This is a genomic window from Streptomyces sp. NPDC056361, assembly GCF_042262805.1.
Taxonomy (GTDB): domain Bacteria; phylum Actinomycetota; class Actinomycetes; order Streptomycetales; family Streptomycetaceae; genus Streptomyces.
On record NZ_JBHJQI010000116.1, the window covers coordinates 1 to 14580 of the forward strand.

Genomic DNA, 14580 nt, shown 5'->3' on the forward strand with positions numbered 1-14580 from the left:
GGCGAGGCTCGATCCCCCCGAGCCTCGCCGCACCGGCTTCTTTCGCACCCCCGTGCCGGTAGGTACGCGGCCCCGTTCCGCAGCCCCGTGCCGGCGGTACCGGAGCCGCGCCCCTTCCGTGGACTCCACTCTTCCTTCCGGAGGCACCGGAACCCATCCGCGCACCTACTCATCTCGCCCTCTAGGTACGGGTACTCAGTCCTGGTTACGATCGCGGGCGTGTCCGTACTCCCCCTCGTGTTCACCAGCGGCTGGGCGAGCGGGATCAACGCGTACGCGGTGGTCCTGCTGTTCGGCGTCTTCGGCGCGACCGGGCTGACCGACGAGGTGCCCGAGTCCCTCCAGCGCACCGACGTCCTCGTCGTCGCGGGCGTGCTGTTCCTCTGCGAGGCGGTGGCGGACAAGATTCCGTACGTCGACTCGATATGGGACTCCGTCCACACCGTGATCCGGCCGATCGCCGGTGCCGTCGTGGGTGCCCTGCTCGCCGGGCAGAACGGTTCGCTGCCCGAGCTGGCGGCGGGTGCGGTCGGCGGCTCGACGGCGCTGCTCAGCCACTTCGTCAAGGCGGGGACGAGGATGGCGGTCAACACCTCGCCCGAGCCGTTCTCGAACGTCGCCCTGAGCCTGGCCGAGGACCTCGGGGTGGCGGCGATCGTCACCTTCGCGGTCTTCCACCCGGTGGCGGCGGCGAGCATCGCGGCCGTCCTGCTCCTGCTCGGCCTGGCGATACTGGTCTTCCTGGCCCAGCGGATCCGGCGCTTCCTGTGCCGCAGGTCCCAGCGCCGCGAGGAGAAGAGGCTCGCCGCCCTGGGTGCCCGCCCACCGGCCTGGCCGCCGCCCGACGACGACGGGTCGGCCCACTTCTGACCCCGCCCGGCCCCGGCGCCGACCGGGCCTCCGCCGGTGTCCGAGCGGCCGGATAGGCTCGCCGACATGGCACGGATTGTGGTGATCGGCGCGGGACTCGGCGCCATGGCGGCGGCGGCCCGACTGGCCGTGGCGGGCCACCGGGTGACGGTGTACGAGCGGGGCGCGACGTACGGCGGCGCGGTCGGCCGCTTCGAGCGCGACGGGTTCGCCTTCGACACGGGCCCGGGACTGCTGCACCTGCCCGCCGTCTACCGGGACCTGTTCGTGAAGACGGGCAAGGAGCCCCTGGAGGAGTGCGTCGCCCTGACGCAGGTCGATCCGGCGAGCCGTCACGTCTTCGCCGACGGCACCCTCGTCGACCTGCCGAACGCCTCCCGGGCCGGCACGGTCGCCGCCCTGGACGCGGCGCTGGGCGCCGGCGCGGGCGAGCGGTGGGGCGACTTCCTGACGCGGGCCCGCGAGGCCTGGGACCGGACCCGGCGCCCGCTCCTGGAGGAGCCGCAGCCCGCCGATCCGGCGCCGCTGGCCCGCGAGCCGTACCCGGCCCTCAAGGCGGGCCTGCTGCGCCGCCCGACGACGACGCTCGCCCAGGTCGGGGCGCGGGAGCTGCGCGAGCCCCGGCTCGCCGCCCTCCTCGACGCGTACGCGTGGTCGTACGGCTTCGACCCGGCGACCGCGCCGGCCTCGGCCGCCGTCCTGCCGTACATGGAGCAGACGTTCGGCAGCTGGTACGTGGCCGGCGGGCTGCGGGCGCTCGCCGACGCTGTGTACGAGCGCTGCCGGAAGCGGCGGGTGGAGTTCGTCTTCGGCACGGCGGTCGAGGACGTCCTGGAGAAGGACGGCCGGGCGGTCGGCGTCCGGCTCGCCGACGGCGGGACGGTCGAGGCCGACCACGTCGTCTCCGGGGCCCCGGTCCCGTCGCTCTACCGCGACCACGTCGTGGAGTGGGAGCGGCAGGACGACTGGCCGCGCCACCAGGTGAACGGCACGGGCCGGGTGACGGTCTGTCTGGCCCTGCGGGGGCCCCGGGAGGCGGACGCGGTCCACCGGACCGTCGTGCACGCGGAGGGCGGGCGCCCGACCGTGACCGTGCTGCGGCCGGACGACCCGGCGCTGCGCCCGGACGGCGCATACGAGTCGGTGACGGTCACGGCGACCGTGCGGACCTCCGCCGAGCAGGACGGGGAGCCCTTCGCCGACCGGATGGTGGAGGCGGCCGGCCGGGCGATCCCGGGGCTCGCGGAGCGGCTGCTGTGGCGGCACGTGCGCACGCCGGAGGACGTACGCCGTGACACCGGGTCCGCCGAGGTGCCGGGCCCGGCGCTCGCCGGGGCCCGCGGGCTGCTGCTGCCGGCCGCCAACCGCTCGCCGCTGCCGGGGCTCTGGTTCGCCGGCGGCTGGTCGCACCCGGGCGGCGGGCTCGCCCACGCGGGCATGTCCGGCGCGCTGGTGGCGGGCCTCATCGTGGAGGGCGACGACTTCCGCGGCTCCCAGTAGGGAGCCGCGGGGCCTCAGTACCGGTACTGCTGCCGGTCGTCCGGGTGCTGCTCGTAGCCGTACGGGCCCGGGGCCTGCGGCTGCGGCTGGTTCGGGTCCGGCTCGGTGTCGCGCTGCTGCGGGACCCACACCCCGCCGGGCGGGGTGTCGTAGGTGTACGAGGGGGCGTAGGGGTCGGCGTAGTACGGGGCGTACTGCTGGCCGTCCGTGCCGGGGCCGATGTACGGGTCGGAGTAGGTGGCGTACTGCTGCTGCCCGGCGGCGCCGTAGTCGTAGGCCGGCTGCTGCTGGTACGAGGCCTGGTCGTACGCGGGCTGCTCGTACCCGGCCTGCGCGGGCTGCTCGTACCCGGGCGTGTAGGCGTCGTACCCGGTCGCGTAGTTGTCGGCGGCGTTGTGGCCGCCGTCGTAGACCCCGTACTGGCCGGTGTCCTCGGGCATCGGCTCGGGCTCGTAGACCGCGGTGGCCCCGTCGTCGGCCGGGCGGTGCGCGGTGTCGGCGGCCGGGTCGGCCGTGCCGTACTCGGTGTCCTCCGCACCGTAGGAGAGCTCGGTGACCTCAAGGGTGGGTCCGGCCTGGACCGGCGCCCCGGACCTGCGGCGGCGGCTCGCCCCCGGGCTCCCGCCGATCGCCCAGCCGGTGGAGAAGCCGCGGCGGAACGAGAGCGTCACATAGGTCTGGCCGACGGCGAAGGCGACGGCCCCGACGACGATGACCGCGACCGAGGGCATCAGCACGCCCAGGACCACGCCGAGGAAGCCGCAGAAGGCGAGAACACGCCAGCGCAGCCGCGCCTTGTACTGGAGGAGCACCTCCCCCAGCAGCCACAGTGCGACCACGCCGAACGCGATGTAGAGGACCGTCCACCCCATGCCCCGCCGCCCCTCTCCACGGTCACCGCCGCGGGTCGGGGCGGGTACGACCGGTCACGACTGCTGGTGCAGTCCGAGATTCTCGTAGATCTCGAGCGTCGCGGTGGAGTTGTTCAGCGTGATGAAGTGCAGTCCGGGGACACCCTCGGAGAGCAGACGCGCGCAGAACTCCGTCGCGAACTCGATACCGATGGAGCGTACAGCGGCGGGATCGTCCTTGACGGCGAGGATGCGGTCTTTCACATCCGCGGGGAAGGCGGCGTTGCTCAGCTGCGGCAGCCGGTCGAGCGTCCGCACGTTCACGACGGGCATGACCTCGGGAATGATCGGGGTCTCGCAGCCCGCCTTCACGACGCTGTCGCGCAGCCGCAGGTAGTTCTCCGGGTCGAAGAACATCTGGGTGATGGCGTAGTCGGCGCCCGCGCGGCACTTGTCCACGAAGTGCCGGACGTCCGTGTCCCAGTCGGTGGAGCGGGGGTGCATCTCGGGGAAGGCCGCGACGCCGACGCAGAAGTCGCCCGACTCCTTGATCAGCCGGACGAGGTCGGCGGCGTACCGGACGCCCTCGGGGTGCTCGACCCACTCCCCCAGCGGGTCGCCCGGCGGGTCGCCGCGGACCGCGAGCATGTTCCGGATGCCGGCGTCGGCGTACTGGCCCAGGATGTTGCGCAGCTCGGCGACGGAGTGGTCGACGGCCGTGAGGTGCGCGACGGGGGTGAGCGTGCTGTCGGAGGCGATCTTCTGGGTGGCCTTGACGGTGCCGCCGCGGGTGGAGCCGCCGGCGCCGTAGGTCACGGAGACGAAGCTGGGACCGACCGCCTCGACCCGGCGCATGGTGTTCCAGAGGGCCTGCTCGCCCTTCTCGGTCCGGGGCGCGAAGAACTCGAAGGAGTACGACGCGTCGCCGGAGGCGAGGATCTCGCGCACGGTGCGCGCGCGGTCCGATCGGACGGAAGCGGTACCTAGGGCCATACGGGCAGGTTAGACGGGGTCCAGGGAGGCGTGCCCACCGTGTCCGAGTAGTGGACATGATTTTGGACGGCCCCCGGGGCGCCCGCCGGGCCGGCACGGAGCACCCGCCGGCTCTCCGCCGGGCCTCCGGGGACCGTGCCCGTCGGGTCTCCGCAGGGCGCCCGTCCCGCGCGGTCTCAGGCCTCGGCGCGCTCGCGGACGCGCTTGGCGAGGGAGGCGGTCGCGGCGGCCGGGTCGTCGGCCTCGGTGATCGCCCGGACGACGACGATGCGGCGGGCGCCCGCGTCCAGGACCTCGTCGAGGTTGGTCTCGTCGATGCCGCCGATGGCGAACCAGGGCCGGTCCTGCGCGAGGCCCGCCGTGTAGCGCACGAGGTCGAGCCCCGGGGCGTACCGTCCGGGCTTGGTGGGGGTGGGCCAGCAGGGCCCGGTGCAGAAGTAGTCCACGCCCGGTTCGACGGCGGCCGCGGCGGCCTCGCTCTCGGCGTGGCAGGAGCGGCCGATCAGGACCTGGTCGCCGAGGATCGCGCGGGCGGCGGGCACGGGCAGGTCGCCCTGGCCGAGGTGCAGCACGTCGGAGCCGATGGCGTGGGCGACGTCGGCCCGGTCGTTCACCGCGACCAGCTTGCCGTGCCGGCGGGCGGCCTCGGCGAAGACGGCGAGGTGCTCCAGCTCCTCGCCGGCCTCCATGCCCTTGTCGCGGAGCTGCACGATGTCCACGCCGGAGGAGAGCACGGCGTCGAGGAAGGCCGGCAGGTCGCCCTGGCGCTTCCGGGCATCGGTGCACAGGTAGAGGCGGGCGTCGGCGAGCCGCTCACGAGGCGTGGGCATGGATGGGTTCCCCCCGTCGGATGTCGCCGGCGCCGCGGCGGGCAGCCCGGGAGGGCCACCCGCCGCGACACCCGCTGGTGGTGTTCTTCGGTGCTCACGTGCGCGCGTAGGCGTACGTGTCCGCTCGTGGAGACGCGGCGGCGTGCGCCCATCGGCGCGCGGGCGTCAGAGGGCGAGCGCCTGGGCGCGGCGCTTCACCTCCGTGCCGCGGTTCTCGTTGAGCGCCTGCGCGGGCGTGCCCGGCAGGCTCTCGTCCGGAGTGAAGAGCCACTCCAGCATCTCCTCGTCGGTGAAGCCGTCGTCCCGCAGCACGGTCAGCAGCCCGACGAGGCCCTTGACGATCCTGTCGTCCTGGATGAAGGCGGCGGGAATCTGCAGGGCGTTGTTCTCTCCACGACGTACGGCGATCAGCTGGCCTTCCTTGATCAGCTGCCGCACGCGCGTCACCTCGATGTCGAGCATCTCCGCGATGTCCGGCACGTAGAGCCAGGCGGGGATGAGTGCATCGATCTTCACGTCAATCTCGGTCACGGGACAAGCCTGCCATCCCGGACTGACACCCGGTAGTCGGGCCCTACCTGACCGCCGCCTTCAGGGGGACGGACGGGTCGGACGCGCGCGCGGGATCGACCGGTGCGGCGGCCTCGATGAGCTTGCGGCCCTGGGCCAGGTCGCGGGGGCGGCCGACGGCGAGGAGGGCGACCGGCACGCCGGCCCGCAGCCAGAGCACGGACCAGGCCTCGTCGGCCGGGTCGCCGCGCCACAGCAGCTCGTCGGCGCCCGCGTGGTGTCCCGCGTACTGGACGAAGCGGCCGAACTGCTCGGACCAGAAGTACGGCACGGGGTCGTACGGCCCGGAGTCGGCTCCGGTGATCGTGGCGGCGACCGTGCGGGGGCCCTGGAGCGCGTTGTCCCAGTGGTGGACGAGGAGCCGCTCGCCGTAGCGGGCGGAGGGGAAGGAGGCGCAGTCGCCGACGGCGTACACGTCGGGCAGGGAGGTGCGCAGCCGGTCGTCGGCGGTGACGGCGCCGCTCGGGTCGAGGGCGACGCCGGAGCCGGCGAGCCAGCCGGTGGCGGGGCGGGCGCCGATGCCGACGACGACGGCGTCGGCGGGCAGGGCGCGGCCGTCGGCGAGGACGACCCGGCCGGGTTCGACGGTGTCCACGCGCGCGTGGGTGAGGAGTTCGGCGCCGCTGCCCGCGTACCACTCGGCCATGGGGGCGGCGACCTCGGCGGGGAGGGCGCCGGTGAGGGGGAGGTCGGCCGCCTCGACGACGGTGACGGCGCAGCCGGCCTCGCGCGCGGCGGTGGCGAACTCGGCGCCGATCCACCCGGCGCCGACGACCACGACGGCGTGCCGCCGTTCCAGGACGGGCCCGAGGCGCACGGCGTCGTCGAGGGTGCGCAGCAGGTGGACGCCGGGGACGCCCTCGGCGCCGGGCAGGGTGATCGGGTGCGCGCCGGTGGCGAGGACGAGGCTGTCGTATCCGACGGGTCCCGCCTCGGTGTCGATCTCGCGGTCGGCGGCGCGCAGGCCGGTGACGTCGAGGCCGAGGCGGAGTTCGATCCCGAGGTCCTCGAAGTCGACGTCGAAGGCGGAGTCCTCGGCCTTGCCGAGGAGGATCGCCTTGGACAGCGGGGGCCGGTCGTAGGGCTGGTGGGGTTCGGCCCCGATGAGGGTCACGGGGCCGGTGAAGCCCTGCTCCCGCAGGGCGACGGCGGTCTGGACTCCCGCCATCCCCGCACCCACGATCACGACGCGCTGCTGGGCCTGCTTCTGCTCGCTCACCCGACCACCTTACGTATCTGACGGATCATCAGGAAGGGTGGGGTCTGTGACGCCTCCACCGCGGAAGCTAGTCTGGCGGGCGTAAAGCACTCGCGGGAGCCCGGACGACCGGGCTGAGAGGGAGGCTGGATCGGCCTCCGACCGTACGAACCTGATCCGGGTCATGCCGGCGAAGGGAGGGGCTGGACGCCCATGCGTTCTTCCGATGTCCTCAGCGACGACGGCGCATCCGATTCCGGATCCGACGTCCTCGTGATCGGGGGCGGCATCATCGGCCTGGTCACGGCCTGGCGGGCCGCGCAGCGCGGACTGCGCACCGCCGTCGTCGACCCGGACCCGGGCGGCGGCGCCGCACGGGTCGCGGCCGGCATGCTCGCCGCCGTCACCGAACTCCACTACGGCGAGGAGACCCTGCTCGGTCTCAACCTCGCCTCCGCCGCGCGCTATCCCGCGTTCGTCGCCGAACTGGAGGAGTCCACCGGCCACGACGTCGGCCACCGCTCCTGCGGCACCCTCGCCGTCGCCCTCGACGCCGACGACCGGGCCCACCTGCGCGAACTGCACGCCCTCCAGACCCGCTGCGGACTCACCTCCGAATGGCTCAGCGGGCGCGAGTGCCGCCGCCTCGAACCGATGCTCGCCCCCGGGGTGCGCGGCGGTCTGCGGGTGGACGGCGACCACCAGGTCGACCCGCGCCGGCTCGCCGCCGCGCTCCTCGTCGCCTGCGAACGGGCCGGGGTGGTCTTCCACCGCACCCTCGCCGAACGACTGACGGTGGTACGGGACCGGGCCCGCGGCGCCGTGCTCGCCGGCGGCACCGAACTGACCGCCGACCAGGTCGTCCTCGCCGCGGGCAGCCTGAGCGGGCGGCTCGCCGGCGTGCCGGACGAGGTGCTGCCGCCCGTACGCCCGGTCAAGGGCCAGGTGCTGCGGCTGCGCGTGCCCGCCGCGTACGCCCCGTTCCTCTCCCGGACCGTCCGGGCCGTCGTCCGCGGCAGCCACGTCTACCTGGTGCCCCGCGAGAACGGCGAACTGGTCGTCGGCGCCACCAGCGAGGAACTCGGCTGGGACACCACGGTGACGGCCGGCGGCGTGTACGAACTGCTGCGCGACGCCCACGAGCTCGTCCCCGGGATCACCGAGCTGCCGCTCACCGAGACCCTGGCCGGACTGCGCCCCGCCTCGCCGGACAACGCGCCGATGCTCGGCCCCACCACCCTGCCCGGCCTCCACCTGGCCACCGGCCACTACCGCAACGGGGTGCTGCTCACCCCCGTCACCGGCGACGTCATGGCCGAGGCGCTCACCACGGGCGTCCTCCCCGACGAAGCACGCCCCTTCACCCCCCGTCGTTTCTCCCCCGTACGTCTGGAGCAGTCCGTATGAGCCTGTCCCTGTCCGTATCCGTGAACGGAGAACCCCGCGAGCTCTCCGGCCCCGTCTCCCTGGACACCCTCGTGGCCACCCTGACCGCGGCCCGCTCCGGGGTCGCCGCCGCCCTCAACGAGACGGTCGTGCCGCGCGGCGAATGGGCCGCGACCCTCCTCGGCGACGGCGACCGGATCGAAGTCATCACCGCGGTGCAGGGAGGCTGAACGCGATGTCCGACGACACCTTCCTGCTCGGCGGCACGGAGTTCTCCTCCCGCCTCATCATGGGCACCGGCGGCGCGCCCAGCCTCGACGTCCTGGAACGCTCCCTGATCGCCAGCGGTACGGAACTCACGACGGTCGCCATGCGGCGCCTCGACCCGACCGTCCAGGGCTCGGTCCTCTCCGTGCTCGAACGGCTCGGCATCCGGGTCCTGCCCAACACCGCGGGCTGCTTCACGGCCGGCGAGGCGGTCCTGACCGCCCGGCTCGCCCGGGAGGCGCTCGGCACCGACTGGATCAAGCTGGAGGTCGTCGCCGACGAGCGGACCCTCCTGCCGGACGCGGTCGAACTCCTCGACGCGGCGGAGACCCTCGTCGACGACGGCTTCACCGTCCTGCCCTACACCAACGACGACCCCGTCCTCGCCCGGAAGCTGGAGGACGCGGGCTGCGCGGCGATCATGCCGCTCGGCTCCCCCATCGGCTCGGGCCTCGGCATCCGCAACCCGCACAACTTCCAGCTCATCGTCGAGCGCGCCGGCGTCCCGGTCATCCTCGACGCCGGCGCGGGCACCGCCTCGGACGCGGCGCTCGCCATGGAGCTCGGGTGCGCGGCGGTCATGCTGGCCTCCGCCGTGACCCGCGCCCAGGAGCCCGTCCTCATGGCCTCGGCCATGCGGCACGCCGTCGAGGCCGGCCGCCTCGCCCACCGCGCCGGCCGGATCCCGCGCCGCCACTTCGCGGAGGCCTCCTCCCCCGTGGAGGGCCGGGCCCACCTGGACCCGGAACGCCCCGCGTTCTGATCCCGGGCGGCTGGGGCGCTCGTCACAGCTGCGCTGCAGTACCCGCCCATCCGGGCGGGGGGCGTGGGGCCCGCGCGGGTACACGACGCCCGGGGCACCCCCCCGCAGGGCCCCCCCCGGGGGGGGGGGGGGGGTTCCCCCGTCCCTACCCCCGGCCGCGGTCCCCACGACCCTTCAGGACCCCCTCGTCGGGCGGCTGCTCGACGGCCGCTACCGCGTCGACGCGCGCATCGCCGTCGGCGGGATGGCCACGGTCTACCGGGCCGTGGACATCCGCCTCGACCGGGTGCTCGCGCTCAAGGTGATGCACCCGGCGCTGGCGACCGACGCCGCGTTCGTGGAGCGCTTCATCCGCGAGGCCAAGTCGGTGGCCCGGCTCGCCCACCCGAACGTCGTGGGCGTCTTCGACCAGGGCGCCGAGGGCGCGTACGTGTACCTGGCGATGGAGTACGTCGCCGGCTGCACCCTCCGCGACGTCCTGCGGGAGCGCGGCGCGCTGGCACCCCGGGCCGCGCTCGACATCCTGGAGCCGGTGCTCGCCGCGCTGGGTGCGGCGCACCGGGCGGGGTTCGTGCACCGGGACATGAAGCCGGAGAACGTCCTGATAGGGGACGACGGGCGGGTCAAGGTCGCGGACTTCGGTCTGGTGCGGGCGGTGGGTTCGGCGACCGCGACGACCGGCTCCGTGCTCGGCACGGTCTCGTACCTGGCACCGGAGCAGATCGAGCACGGCACCGCCGACACCCGCACCGACGTGTACGCCTGCGGTGTCGTCCTGTACGAGATGCTGACCGGCGCGAAGCCGCACGGCGGCGACACCCCGGCCCAGGTGCTCTACCAGCACCTCAACACCGACGTGCCGGCCCCGTCGGCCGCCGTCCCCGGGCTCGCCCTGGAGCTGGACGAGCTGGTCGCGACGGCCAGCGCCCGCAACCCCGACGTCCGCCCGTACGACGCCGTGGCGCTGCTCGCGCTGCTCCGCGAGGCCCGCGCCGCGCTCGGCGACGACCAGCTCGACGCCGTGCCCCCGCAGGCGCGGTCCGAGGACCGGGACACCGCCGACGACCGGACCAGCGTGATCGCCCGGCCCGCGGCGGCCGGGGCGGACGCCGGGCAGGTGCTGCACACCAACCGCATGCCGGCGCCGGAGGCGCCCCCCACGACCCGTCGGCGACCCCCGCGCGGCCCGCTGCTCGCCGTCGTCGCCGTCCTGCTCGCCCTGGGCCTGGGCACCGGCGTCTGGTACATCAGCTCCGGCCAGTTCACCCGCGTCCCGGCCGTCCTCGGACAGACCGAGGCCGCCGCGACGCAGCGGATCGCCGATGCCGGACTGGAGGTCGGCTCGACGAAGCGCGCCTTCAGCGACGTGTACGCGCGTGGCACGGTCATGGCCGTCGACCCGGCACCCGGCGAGCGCCTCCGGGGCAACGGCACGGTCGTCCTGACGCTCTCCCGCGGCCCCGAGATCGTGAAGGTGCCCAACCTCAGGAACAAGCCGCTCGCGGAGGCCAAGCGCCTCCTGGAGCGGGAGGGCCTGGTCCCCGGGGTGATCACCACCGAGTTCAGCGACTCCGTGGCACAGGGTGCCGTGATCGGCTCCGACCCGGAGCCCGGCACCGAGCGCGCCCCGGACTCGGCCATCGCCCTGGTGGTCAGCAAGGGCACCCCGATCGACGTGCCCGGCGTCACCGGCGAGACGGTCGCCGACGCCACGGCCGCGCTCCAGGAGGCCGGACTCACCGTGAAGGTCGCCCCGGAGCGGGTCAACTCGCCCGAGGAGGCCGGCGCCGTCGCCGCCCAGTCCCTCGCCGAGGGCAGCCGCGCCGCCGAGGGCGACACCATCACCCTCACCGTCTCCAAGGGCCCCCGGCTGGTCGAGGTCCCGGACGTCACGGGCGAGACGACCGCGGACGCGCGCGCGGCCCTGGAGGACGCGGGCTTCGAGGTGAAGGTCGACAAGTCCTTCCCCTATCTCGGCGACACGGTGTCCGGCCAGTCCGTCAAGGGCGGCGGGACCGCCCCCGAGGGCTCCACCGTCACGATCACGATCAAGGGACTGTAGAGACTGATGCGCAACCCCGTCGGCGGCCATGTCCCCGTGGCCGGTGGCCTCGCCACGACCGGCCTCGGCTACGCCCGTGAGCTCGGCGCCGAGACCGTCCAGGTCTTCGTCGCCAACCCGCGCGGCTGGGCCACCCCGGTCGGCAACCCGGCCCAGGACGAGCGGTTCCGGGCCGAGTGCGAGGCCGAGTCGATCTCGGCCTGGGTCCACGCCCCGTACCTGATCAACTTCGGCTCCCACACCGAGGCCACCGTCGAGAAGTCGGTCGAGTCGATGCGGCACTCGCTGCGGCGGGGCCGGGAGATCGGCGCGAAGGGCGTGGTGGTGCACACCGGCTCGGCGACCGGCGGCCGCCCCCGTGCGGTGGCACTGGCCCAGGTCCGCGAGCGGGTGCTGCCGCTCCTCGACGAGCTGACGCACGAGGACGACCCGTACCTCCTCCTGGAGTCGACGGCCGGCCAGGGCTTCTCGCTCTGCTCGCGCGCGGAGGACTTCGGGCCGTACTTCGACGCCCTCGACCACCACCCCAAGCTCGGGATCTGCCTCGACACCTGCCACATCTTCGCCGCGGGCCACGACCTGACCGGGCCGCACGGCGCCACGCAGACCCTCGACCAGCTGGTGGCGACGGTGGGTGAGGGACGGCTGAAGCTGATCCACGCCAACGACTCCCAGGACGTCGTCGGCGCCCGCAAGGACCGCCACGCGAACATCGGCATCGGCCACATCGGCGAGGACGGGTTCCGCAATCTCCTCCGGCACCCGGCGACCGACGGCGTACCGCTGATCATCGAGACACCGGGCGGCAAGGCCGGTCACCTCGCGGACGTGGAGCTGCTGAAGAAGCTCCGAGGCTGACCCGCATTCCCGTTGAGGAATACCCCAGGGGGGTATACGGTTCCTGTGAAGGCAGGCACCGCTACCCGACCATGGGGGCACCCGATGCAGCACGACGAGCACACCCACCACGACCACGGCACCCACACGGACCACTCGGCTCACGGGGACCACGCGGCGCACACCGCCCACGCGGACCGCTCCGCCCACACGGGGCACCACGGCGCCGGACACACCGGCCACACCGGCCACACCGGCCACACCGGCCACACCGGCCACGATGAGCACACAGGGCACGCCGACCATCGGGGCCACCACGGCCATCAGGGTCACGCCGTGGGCGAGGTCTCCTGGGCCATGGCCGCGAAGGCCACGCTGCACTGCCTCACCGGCTGCGCCATCGGAGAGGTCCTCGGCATGATCATCGGCACCGCGTTCGGCTGGGGCAACGTGCAGACGATGATCCTCGCGATCATCCTGGCCTTCTTCTTCGGTTACGCGCTGACCCTGCGCGGCATCCTGGCCGCCGGCGTCGACTTCAAGACGGCCTTCAAGGTCGCCCTCGCCGCCGACACCCTCTCCATCGCGGTCATGGAGATCATCGACAACGGCGTGATCGCCCTCTGGCCCGGAGCCATGGACGCGCACCTCTCCGAGCCGACGTTCTGGATCGTGCTCGCCATCGCGCTCGCCGCCGCCTTCGTGATCACCACGCCGGTCAACAAGTGGATGATCGGCCGCGGCAAGGGCCACGCGGTGGTCCACCAGTACCACCACTGATCGACCCGCGGGACGACCCGCACCGAGGCACCCCCGGCGGTCCGGAGCTCCTACAGCTCCGGACCGTCTCCCGGTTCCTCCTGGTACGAGTAGCGCTGCTCCGTCCACGGGTCGCCGAGGTTGTGGTAGCCGCGCTCCTCCCAGAAGCCCCGGCGGTCGGCGGCCATGTACTCCACGCCCCGGACCCATTTGGGGCCCTTCCAGGCGTACAGGTGCGGGACGACGAGGCGGAGCGGGAAGCCGTGCTCGGCGGTGAGCAGCTCCCCGTCCTTGTGGGTGGCGAAGATCGTGCCGTCGGCGGCGAAGTCGGCGAGCCGCATGTTGGCGCTGTAGCCGTACTCGGCCCAGACCATCACATGGGTGACCGAGGGTGCGGGCGGGGCGAGCTCCAGGATCTTACGGGCGGCCACGCCGCCCCATTCGGAGCCGAGCATGCTGAACTTCGTGACGCAGTGCAGATCGGCCACGACCGAGGAGAACGGGAGCGCCGAGAACTCCTCGTGGTTCCAGCAGCGCTTGTCGCCGTCGGCCGTCGCCCCGAAGACGCGGAACTCCCAGCGGTCCGGCTTGAACTTGGGGACGGGCCCGTAATGGGTGACCGGCCAGCCGCGCTGGAGCCGCTGGCCCGGCGGAAGATCCGGAGAACGATCCGGCTGCCCCGCTTCCCGGTGTACTCCGCTCTCCGGCTGGCCCATGTCATCCATGGTGACAGACCGCGAGGGGTGGTCATGACCAGCCGACCTTCCGGCCGATCCGATTCGGGCAACTCCGACTAAGCCTGCACTTACTGGACGCCCCCCATTCGGGGTGCGAGGATGCGGCCATCCTGCCCAGTGACGGCGTAGACACACAGCGTGGAAGTGGAAGGAGCCTCTGCGATGCAGGGCGACCCCGAGGTCCTCGAGTTCCTCAACGAGCAGCTGACCGGCGAGCTGACGGCCATCAACCAGTACTGGCTGCACTACCGCATCCAGGACAACAAGGGCTGGACGAAGCTCGCCAAGTACACCCGCGAAGAGTCCATCGACGAGATGAAGCACGCGGACAAGCTGACCGAGCGCATCCTGATGCTCGACGGCCTGCCCAACTACCAGCGGCTCTTCCACGTGCGCGTCGGCCAGACGATCACCGAGATGTTCCAGGCGGACCGCCAGGTCGAGGTGGAGGCCATCGACCGCCTCAAGCGGGGCATCGAGGTGATGCGCGCCAAGGGGGACGTCACGTCGGCCAACCTCTTCGAGGAGATCCTCGCCGACGAGGAGCACCACATCGACTACCTGGACACGCAGCTGGAGCTGATCGAGTCCCTGGGCGAGGCGCTCTACATCTCGACGCTGATCGAGCAGCCGAGCTAGTCCGGGGAGTCGCTCAGGCCGCTTCGCCGAGTTCGGCGACCGCGTCGGCCTCAGAGGCCAGGGCGGGCATGCCCTGGTCCACGAGCTCCCGTCGCGGGCAGTTGCCGCGCCCGAGAATGGCCTGAATTCGACGGACGCAGGAACCGCAGTCCGTTCCGGCCTTGCAGGCGGAGGCGATCTGACGGGGAGTGCAGGCGCCCGCGTCGGCGTGGTCCTTGACCTGCTTCTCCGTGACACCGAAGCATGAGCAGACGTACACGCGGTTCACCTCCCGCCGAGATCGATAAGGCTAACCTAACCTTACCCGGCGGCCGGGAG

Annotated in this window: 16 protein-coding genes and 1 riboswitch; of the genes, 9 read left to right on the forward strand and 7 right to left on the reverse strand. The window is 73.2% G+C overall.

Annotated features, from left to right (window positions below):
- The first annotated feature begins 219 nt into the window (after nucleotides 1–219).
- Together ACFCY7_RS29570 and ACFCY7_RS29575 are read left to right on the forward strand one after the other, a co-directional pair.
- Nucleotides 220–870: a DUF4126 domain-containing protein gene (locus ACFCY7_RS29570; RefSeq protein ID WP_376489114.1), complete on the forward strand. Its 651-nt coding sequence runs from the start codon at nucleotides 220–222 to the stop codon at nucleotides 868–870.
- 66 nt (nucleotides 871–936) lie between these two features.
- Nucleotides 937–2370 (forward strand): phytoene desaturase family protein, encoded by a 1434-nt coding sequence (locus ACFCY7_RS29575; protein WP_376489115.1) that lies wholly within the window; start codon nucleotides 937–939, stop codon nucleotides 2368–2370.
- 14 nt (nucleotides 2371–2384) lie between these two features.
- On the opposite strand, the gene ACFCY7_RS29580 is transcribed toward ACFCY7_RS29575, so the two are convergent.
- From ACFCY7_RS29580 to ACFCY7_RS29600, 5 genes are all read right to left on the reverse strand, one after another.
- On the reverse strand, nucleotides 2385–3242 hold the full coding sequence (locus ACFCY7_RS29580; RefSeq protein WP_376489116.1) for a hypothetical protein: 858 nt from the start codon (nucleotides 3240–3242) through the stop codon (nucleotides 2385–2387).
- Nucleotides 3243–3296: 54 nt separating this feature from the next.
- Nucleotides 3297–4214, reverse strand: coding sequence for a methylenetetrahydrofolate reductase [NAD(P)H] (metF, locus tag ACFCY7_RS29585; RefSeq protein WP_376489117.1), 918 nt, complete (start codon nucleotides 4212–4214; stop codon nucleotides 3297–3299).
- Nucleotides 4215–4390: 176 nt separating this feature from the next.
- Nucleotides 4391–5044 carry a thiamine phosphate synthase gene (gene thiE, locus ACFCY7_RS29590; RefSeq protein ID WP_376489118.1) on the reverse strand — a complete coding sequence of 218 codons (654 nt, stop codon included), beginning with the start codon at nucleotides 5042–5044 and terminating at the stop codon, nucleotides 4391–4393.
- Between the two features lie 165 nt (nucleotides 5045–5209).
- Nucleotides 5210–5575 carry an Rv2175c family DNA-binding protein gene (locus ACFCY7_RS29595; RefSeq protein ID WP_376489119.1) on the reverse strand — a complete coding sequence of 122 codons (366 nt, stop codon included), beginning with the start codon at nucleotides 5573–5575 and terminating at the stop codon, nucleotides 5210–5212.
- A 43-nt stretch (nucleotides 5576–5618) separates the two neighbouring features.
- On the reverse strand, nucleotides 5619–6782 hold the full coding sequence (locus tag ACFCY7_RS29600) for an NAD(P)/FAD-dependent oxidoreductase (RefSeq protein ID WP_376489135.1): 1164 nt from the start codon (nucleotides 6780–6782) through the stop codon (nucleotides 5619–5621).
- Between the two features lie 133 nt (nucleotides 6783–6915).
- Nucleotides 6916–7028, forward strand: a riboswitch (TPP riboswitch).
- Between ACFCY7_RS29600 and thiO the strand changes: the two genes are divergently transcribed.
- The 6 genes from thiO (at nucleotide 7026) to ACFCY7_RS29630 (ending at nucleotide 12907) form a co-directional block, all read left to right on the forward strand.
- Nucleotides 7026–8219, forward strand: a complete 1194-nt coding sequence (thiO, locus tag ACFCY7_RS29605) for a glycine oxidase ThiO (RefSeq protein ID WP_376489120.1) — start codon at nucleotides 7026–7028, stop codon at nucleotides 8217–8219. Its footprint overlaps the riboswitch before it by 3 nt.
- Nucleotides 8216–8428, forward strand: a complete 213-nt coding sequence (gene thiS / locus ACFCY7_RS29610) for a sulfur carrier protein ThiS (RefSeq protein WP_376489121.1) — start codon at nucleotides 8216–8218, stop codon at nucleotides 8426–8428. The genes thiO and thiS overlap by 4 nt, the downstream gene beginning before the upstream one ends.
- 5 nt (nucleotides 8429–8433) lie before the next feature.
- Complete coding sequence (locus ACFCY7_RS29615; RefSeq protein WP_376489122.1) at nucleotides 8434–9228, forward strand: thiazole synthase; 795 nt, start codon at nucleotides 8434–8436, stop codon at nucleotides 9226–9228.
- Between the two features lie 196 nt (nucleotides 9229–9424).
- Nucleotides 9425–11290, forward strand: coding sequence for a Stk1 family PASTA domain-containing Ser/Thr kinase (gene pknB, locus ACFCY7_RS29620; protein WP_376489136.1), 1866 nt, complete (start codon nucleotides 9425–9427; stop codon nucleotides 11288–11290).
- Between the two features lie 6 nt (nucleotides 11291–11296).
- Nucleotides 11297–12148, forward strand: a complete 852-nt coding sequence (locus tag ACFCY7_RS29625) for a deoxyribonuclease IV (RefSeq protein WP_376489123.1) — start codon at nucleotides 11297–11299, stop codon at nucleotides 12146–12148.
- Nucleotides 12149–12463: 315 nt separating this feature from the next.
- Nucleotides 12464–12907 carry a DUF4396 domain-containing protein gene (locus ACFCY7_RS29630; protein WP_376489137.1) on the forward strand — a complete coding sequence of 148 codons (444 nt, stop codon included), beginning with the start codon at nucleotides 12464–12466 and terminating at the stop codon, nucleotides 12905–12907.
- A 50-nt stretch (nucleotides 12908–12957) separates the two neighbouring features.
- Here ACFCY7_RS29630 and ACFCY7_RS29635 read toward each other — a convergent pair whose 3' ends face one another.
- The gene (locus tag ACFCY7_RS29635; RefSeq protein ID WP_376489124.1) at nucleotides 12958–13602 is read right to left on the reverse strand and encodes a sulfite oxidase-like oxidoreductase; all 645 of its coding nucleotides are present in this window, start codon (nucleotides 13600–13602) and stop codon (nucleotides 12958–12960) included.
- A gap of 183 nt (nucleotides 13603–13785) precedes the next feature.
- Here ACFCY7_RS29635 and bfr point away from each other — a divergent pair, with 183 nt between their 5' ends.
- The gene (bfr, locus tag ACFCY7_RS29640; protein ID WP_043223049.1) at nucleotides 13786–14262 is read left to right on the forward strand and encodes a bacterioferritin; all 477 of its coding nucleotides are present in this window, start codon (nucleotides 13786–13788) and stop codon (nucleotides 14260–14262) included.
- A gap of 13 nt (nucleotides 14263–14275) precedes the next feature.
- Here the strand turns inward: bfr and ACFCY7_RS29645 are convergent, their stop codons facing one another.
- The gene (locus tag ACFCY7_RS29645) at nucleotides 14276–14530 is read right to left on the reverse strand and encodes a bacterioferritin-associated ferredoxin (protein WP_376489125.1); all 255 of its coding nucleotides are present in this window, start codon (nucleotides 14528–14530) and stop codon (nucleotides 14276–14278) included.
- Nucleotides 14531–14580 lie beyond the last annotated feature (50 nt).

Coding starts and splice junctions, on each gene's coding strand:
- ACFCY7_RS29600 (WP_376489135.1), bottom strand. CDS start 6,782: ATGGCGGGAGTCCAGACCGCCGTCGCCCTGCGGGAGCAGGGCTTCACC.
- thiS (WP_376489121.1), top strand. CDS start 8,216: ATGAGCCTGTCCCTGTCCGTATCCGTGAACGGAGAACCCCGCGAGCTC.
- ACFCY7_RS29575 (WP_376489115.1), top strand. CDS start 937: ATGGCACGGATTGTGGTGATCGGCGCGGGACTCGGCGCCATGGCGGCG.
- ACFCY7_RS29615 (WP_376489122.1), top strand. CDS start 8,434: ATGTCCGACGACACCTTCCTGCTCGGCGGCACGGAGTTCTCCTCCCGC.
- thiE (WP_376489118.1), bottom strand. CDS start 5,044: ATGCCCACGCCTCGTGAGCGGCTCGCCGACGCCCGCCTCTACCTGTGC.
- metF (WP_376489117.1), bottom strand. CDS start 4,214: ATGGCCCTAGGTACCGCTTCCGTCCGATCGGACCGCGCGCGCACCGTG.
- ACFCY7_RS29635 (WP_376489124.1), bottom strand. CDS start 13,602: ATGGGCCAGCCGGAGAGCGGAGTACACCGGGAAGCGGGGCAGCCGGAT.
- bfr (WP_043223049.1), top strand. CDS start 13,786: ATGCAGGGCGACCCCGAGGTCCTCGAGTTCCTCAACGAGCAGCTGACC.
- thiO (WP_376489120.1), top strand. CDS start 7,026: ATGCGTTCTTCCGATGTCCTCAGCGACGACGGCGCATCCGATTCCGGA.
- ACFCY7_RS29625 (WP_376489123.1), top strand. CDS start 11,297: ATGCGCAACCCCGTCGGCGGCCATGTCCCCGTGGCCGGTGGCCTCGCC.
- ACFCY7_RS29580 (WP_376489116.1), bottom strand. CDS start 3,242: ATGGGGTGGACGGTCCTCTACATCGCGTTCGGCGTGGTCGCACTGTGG.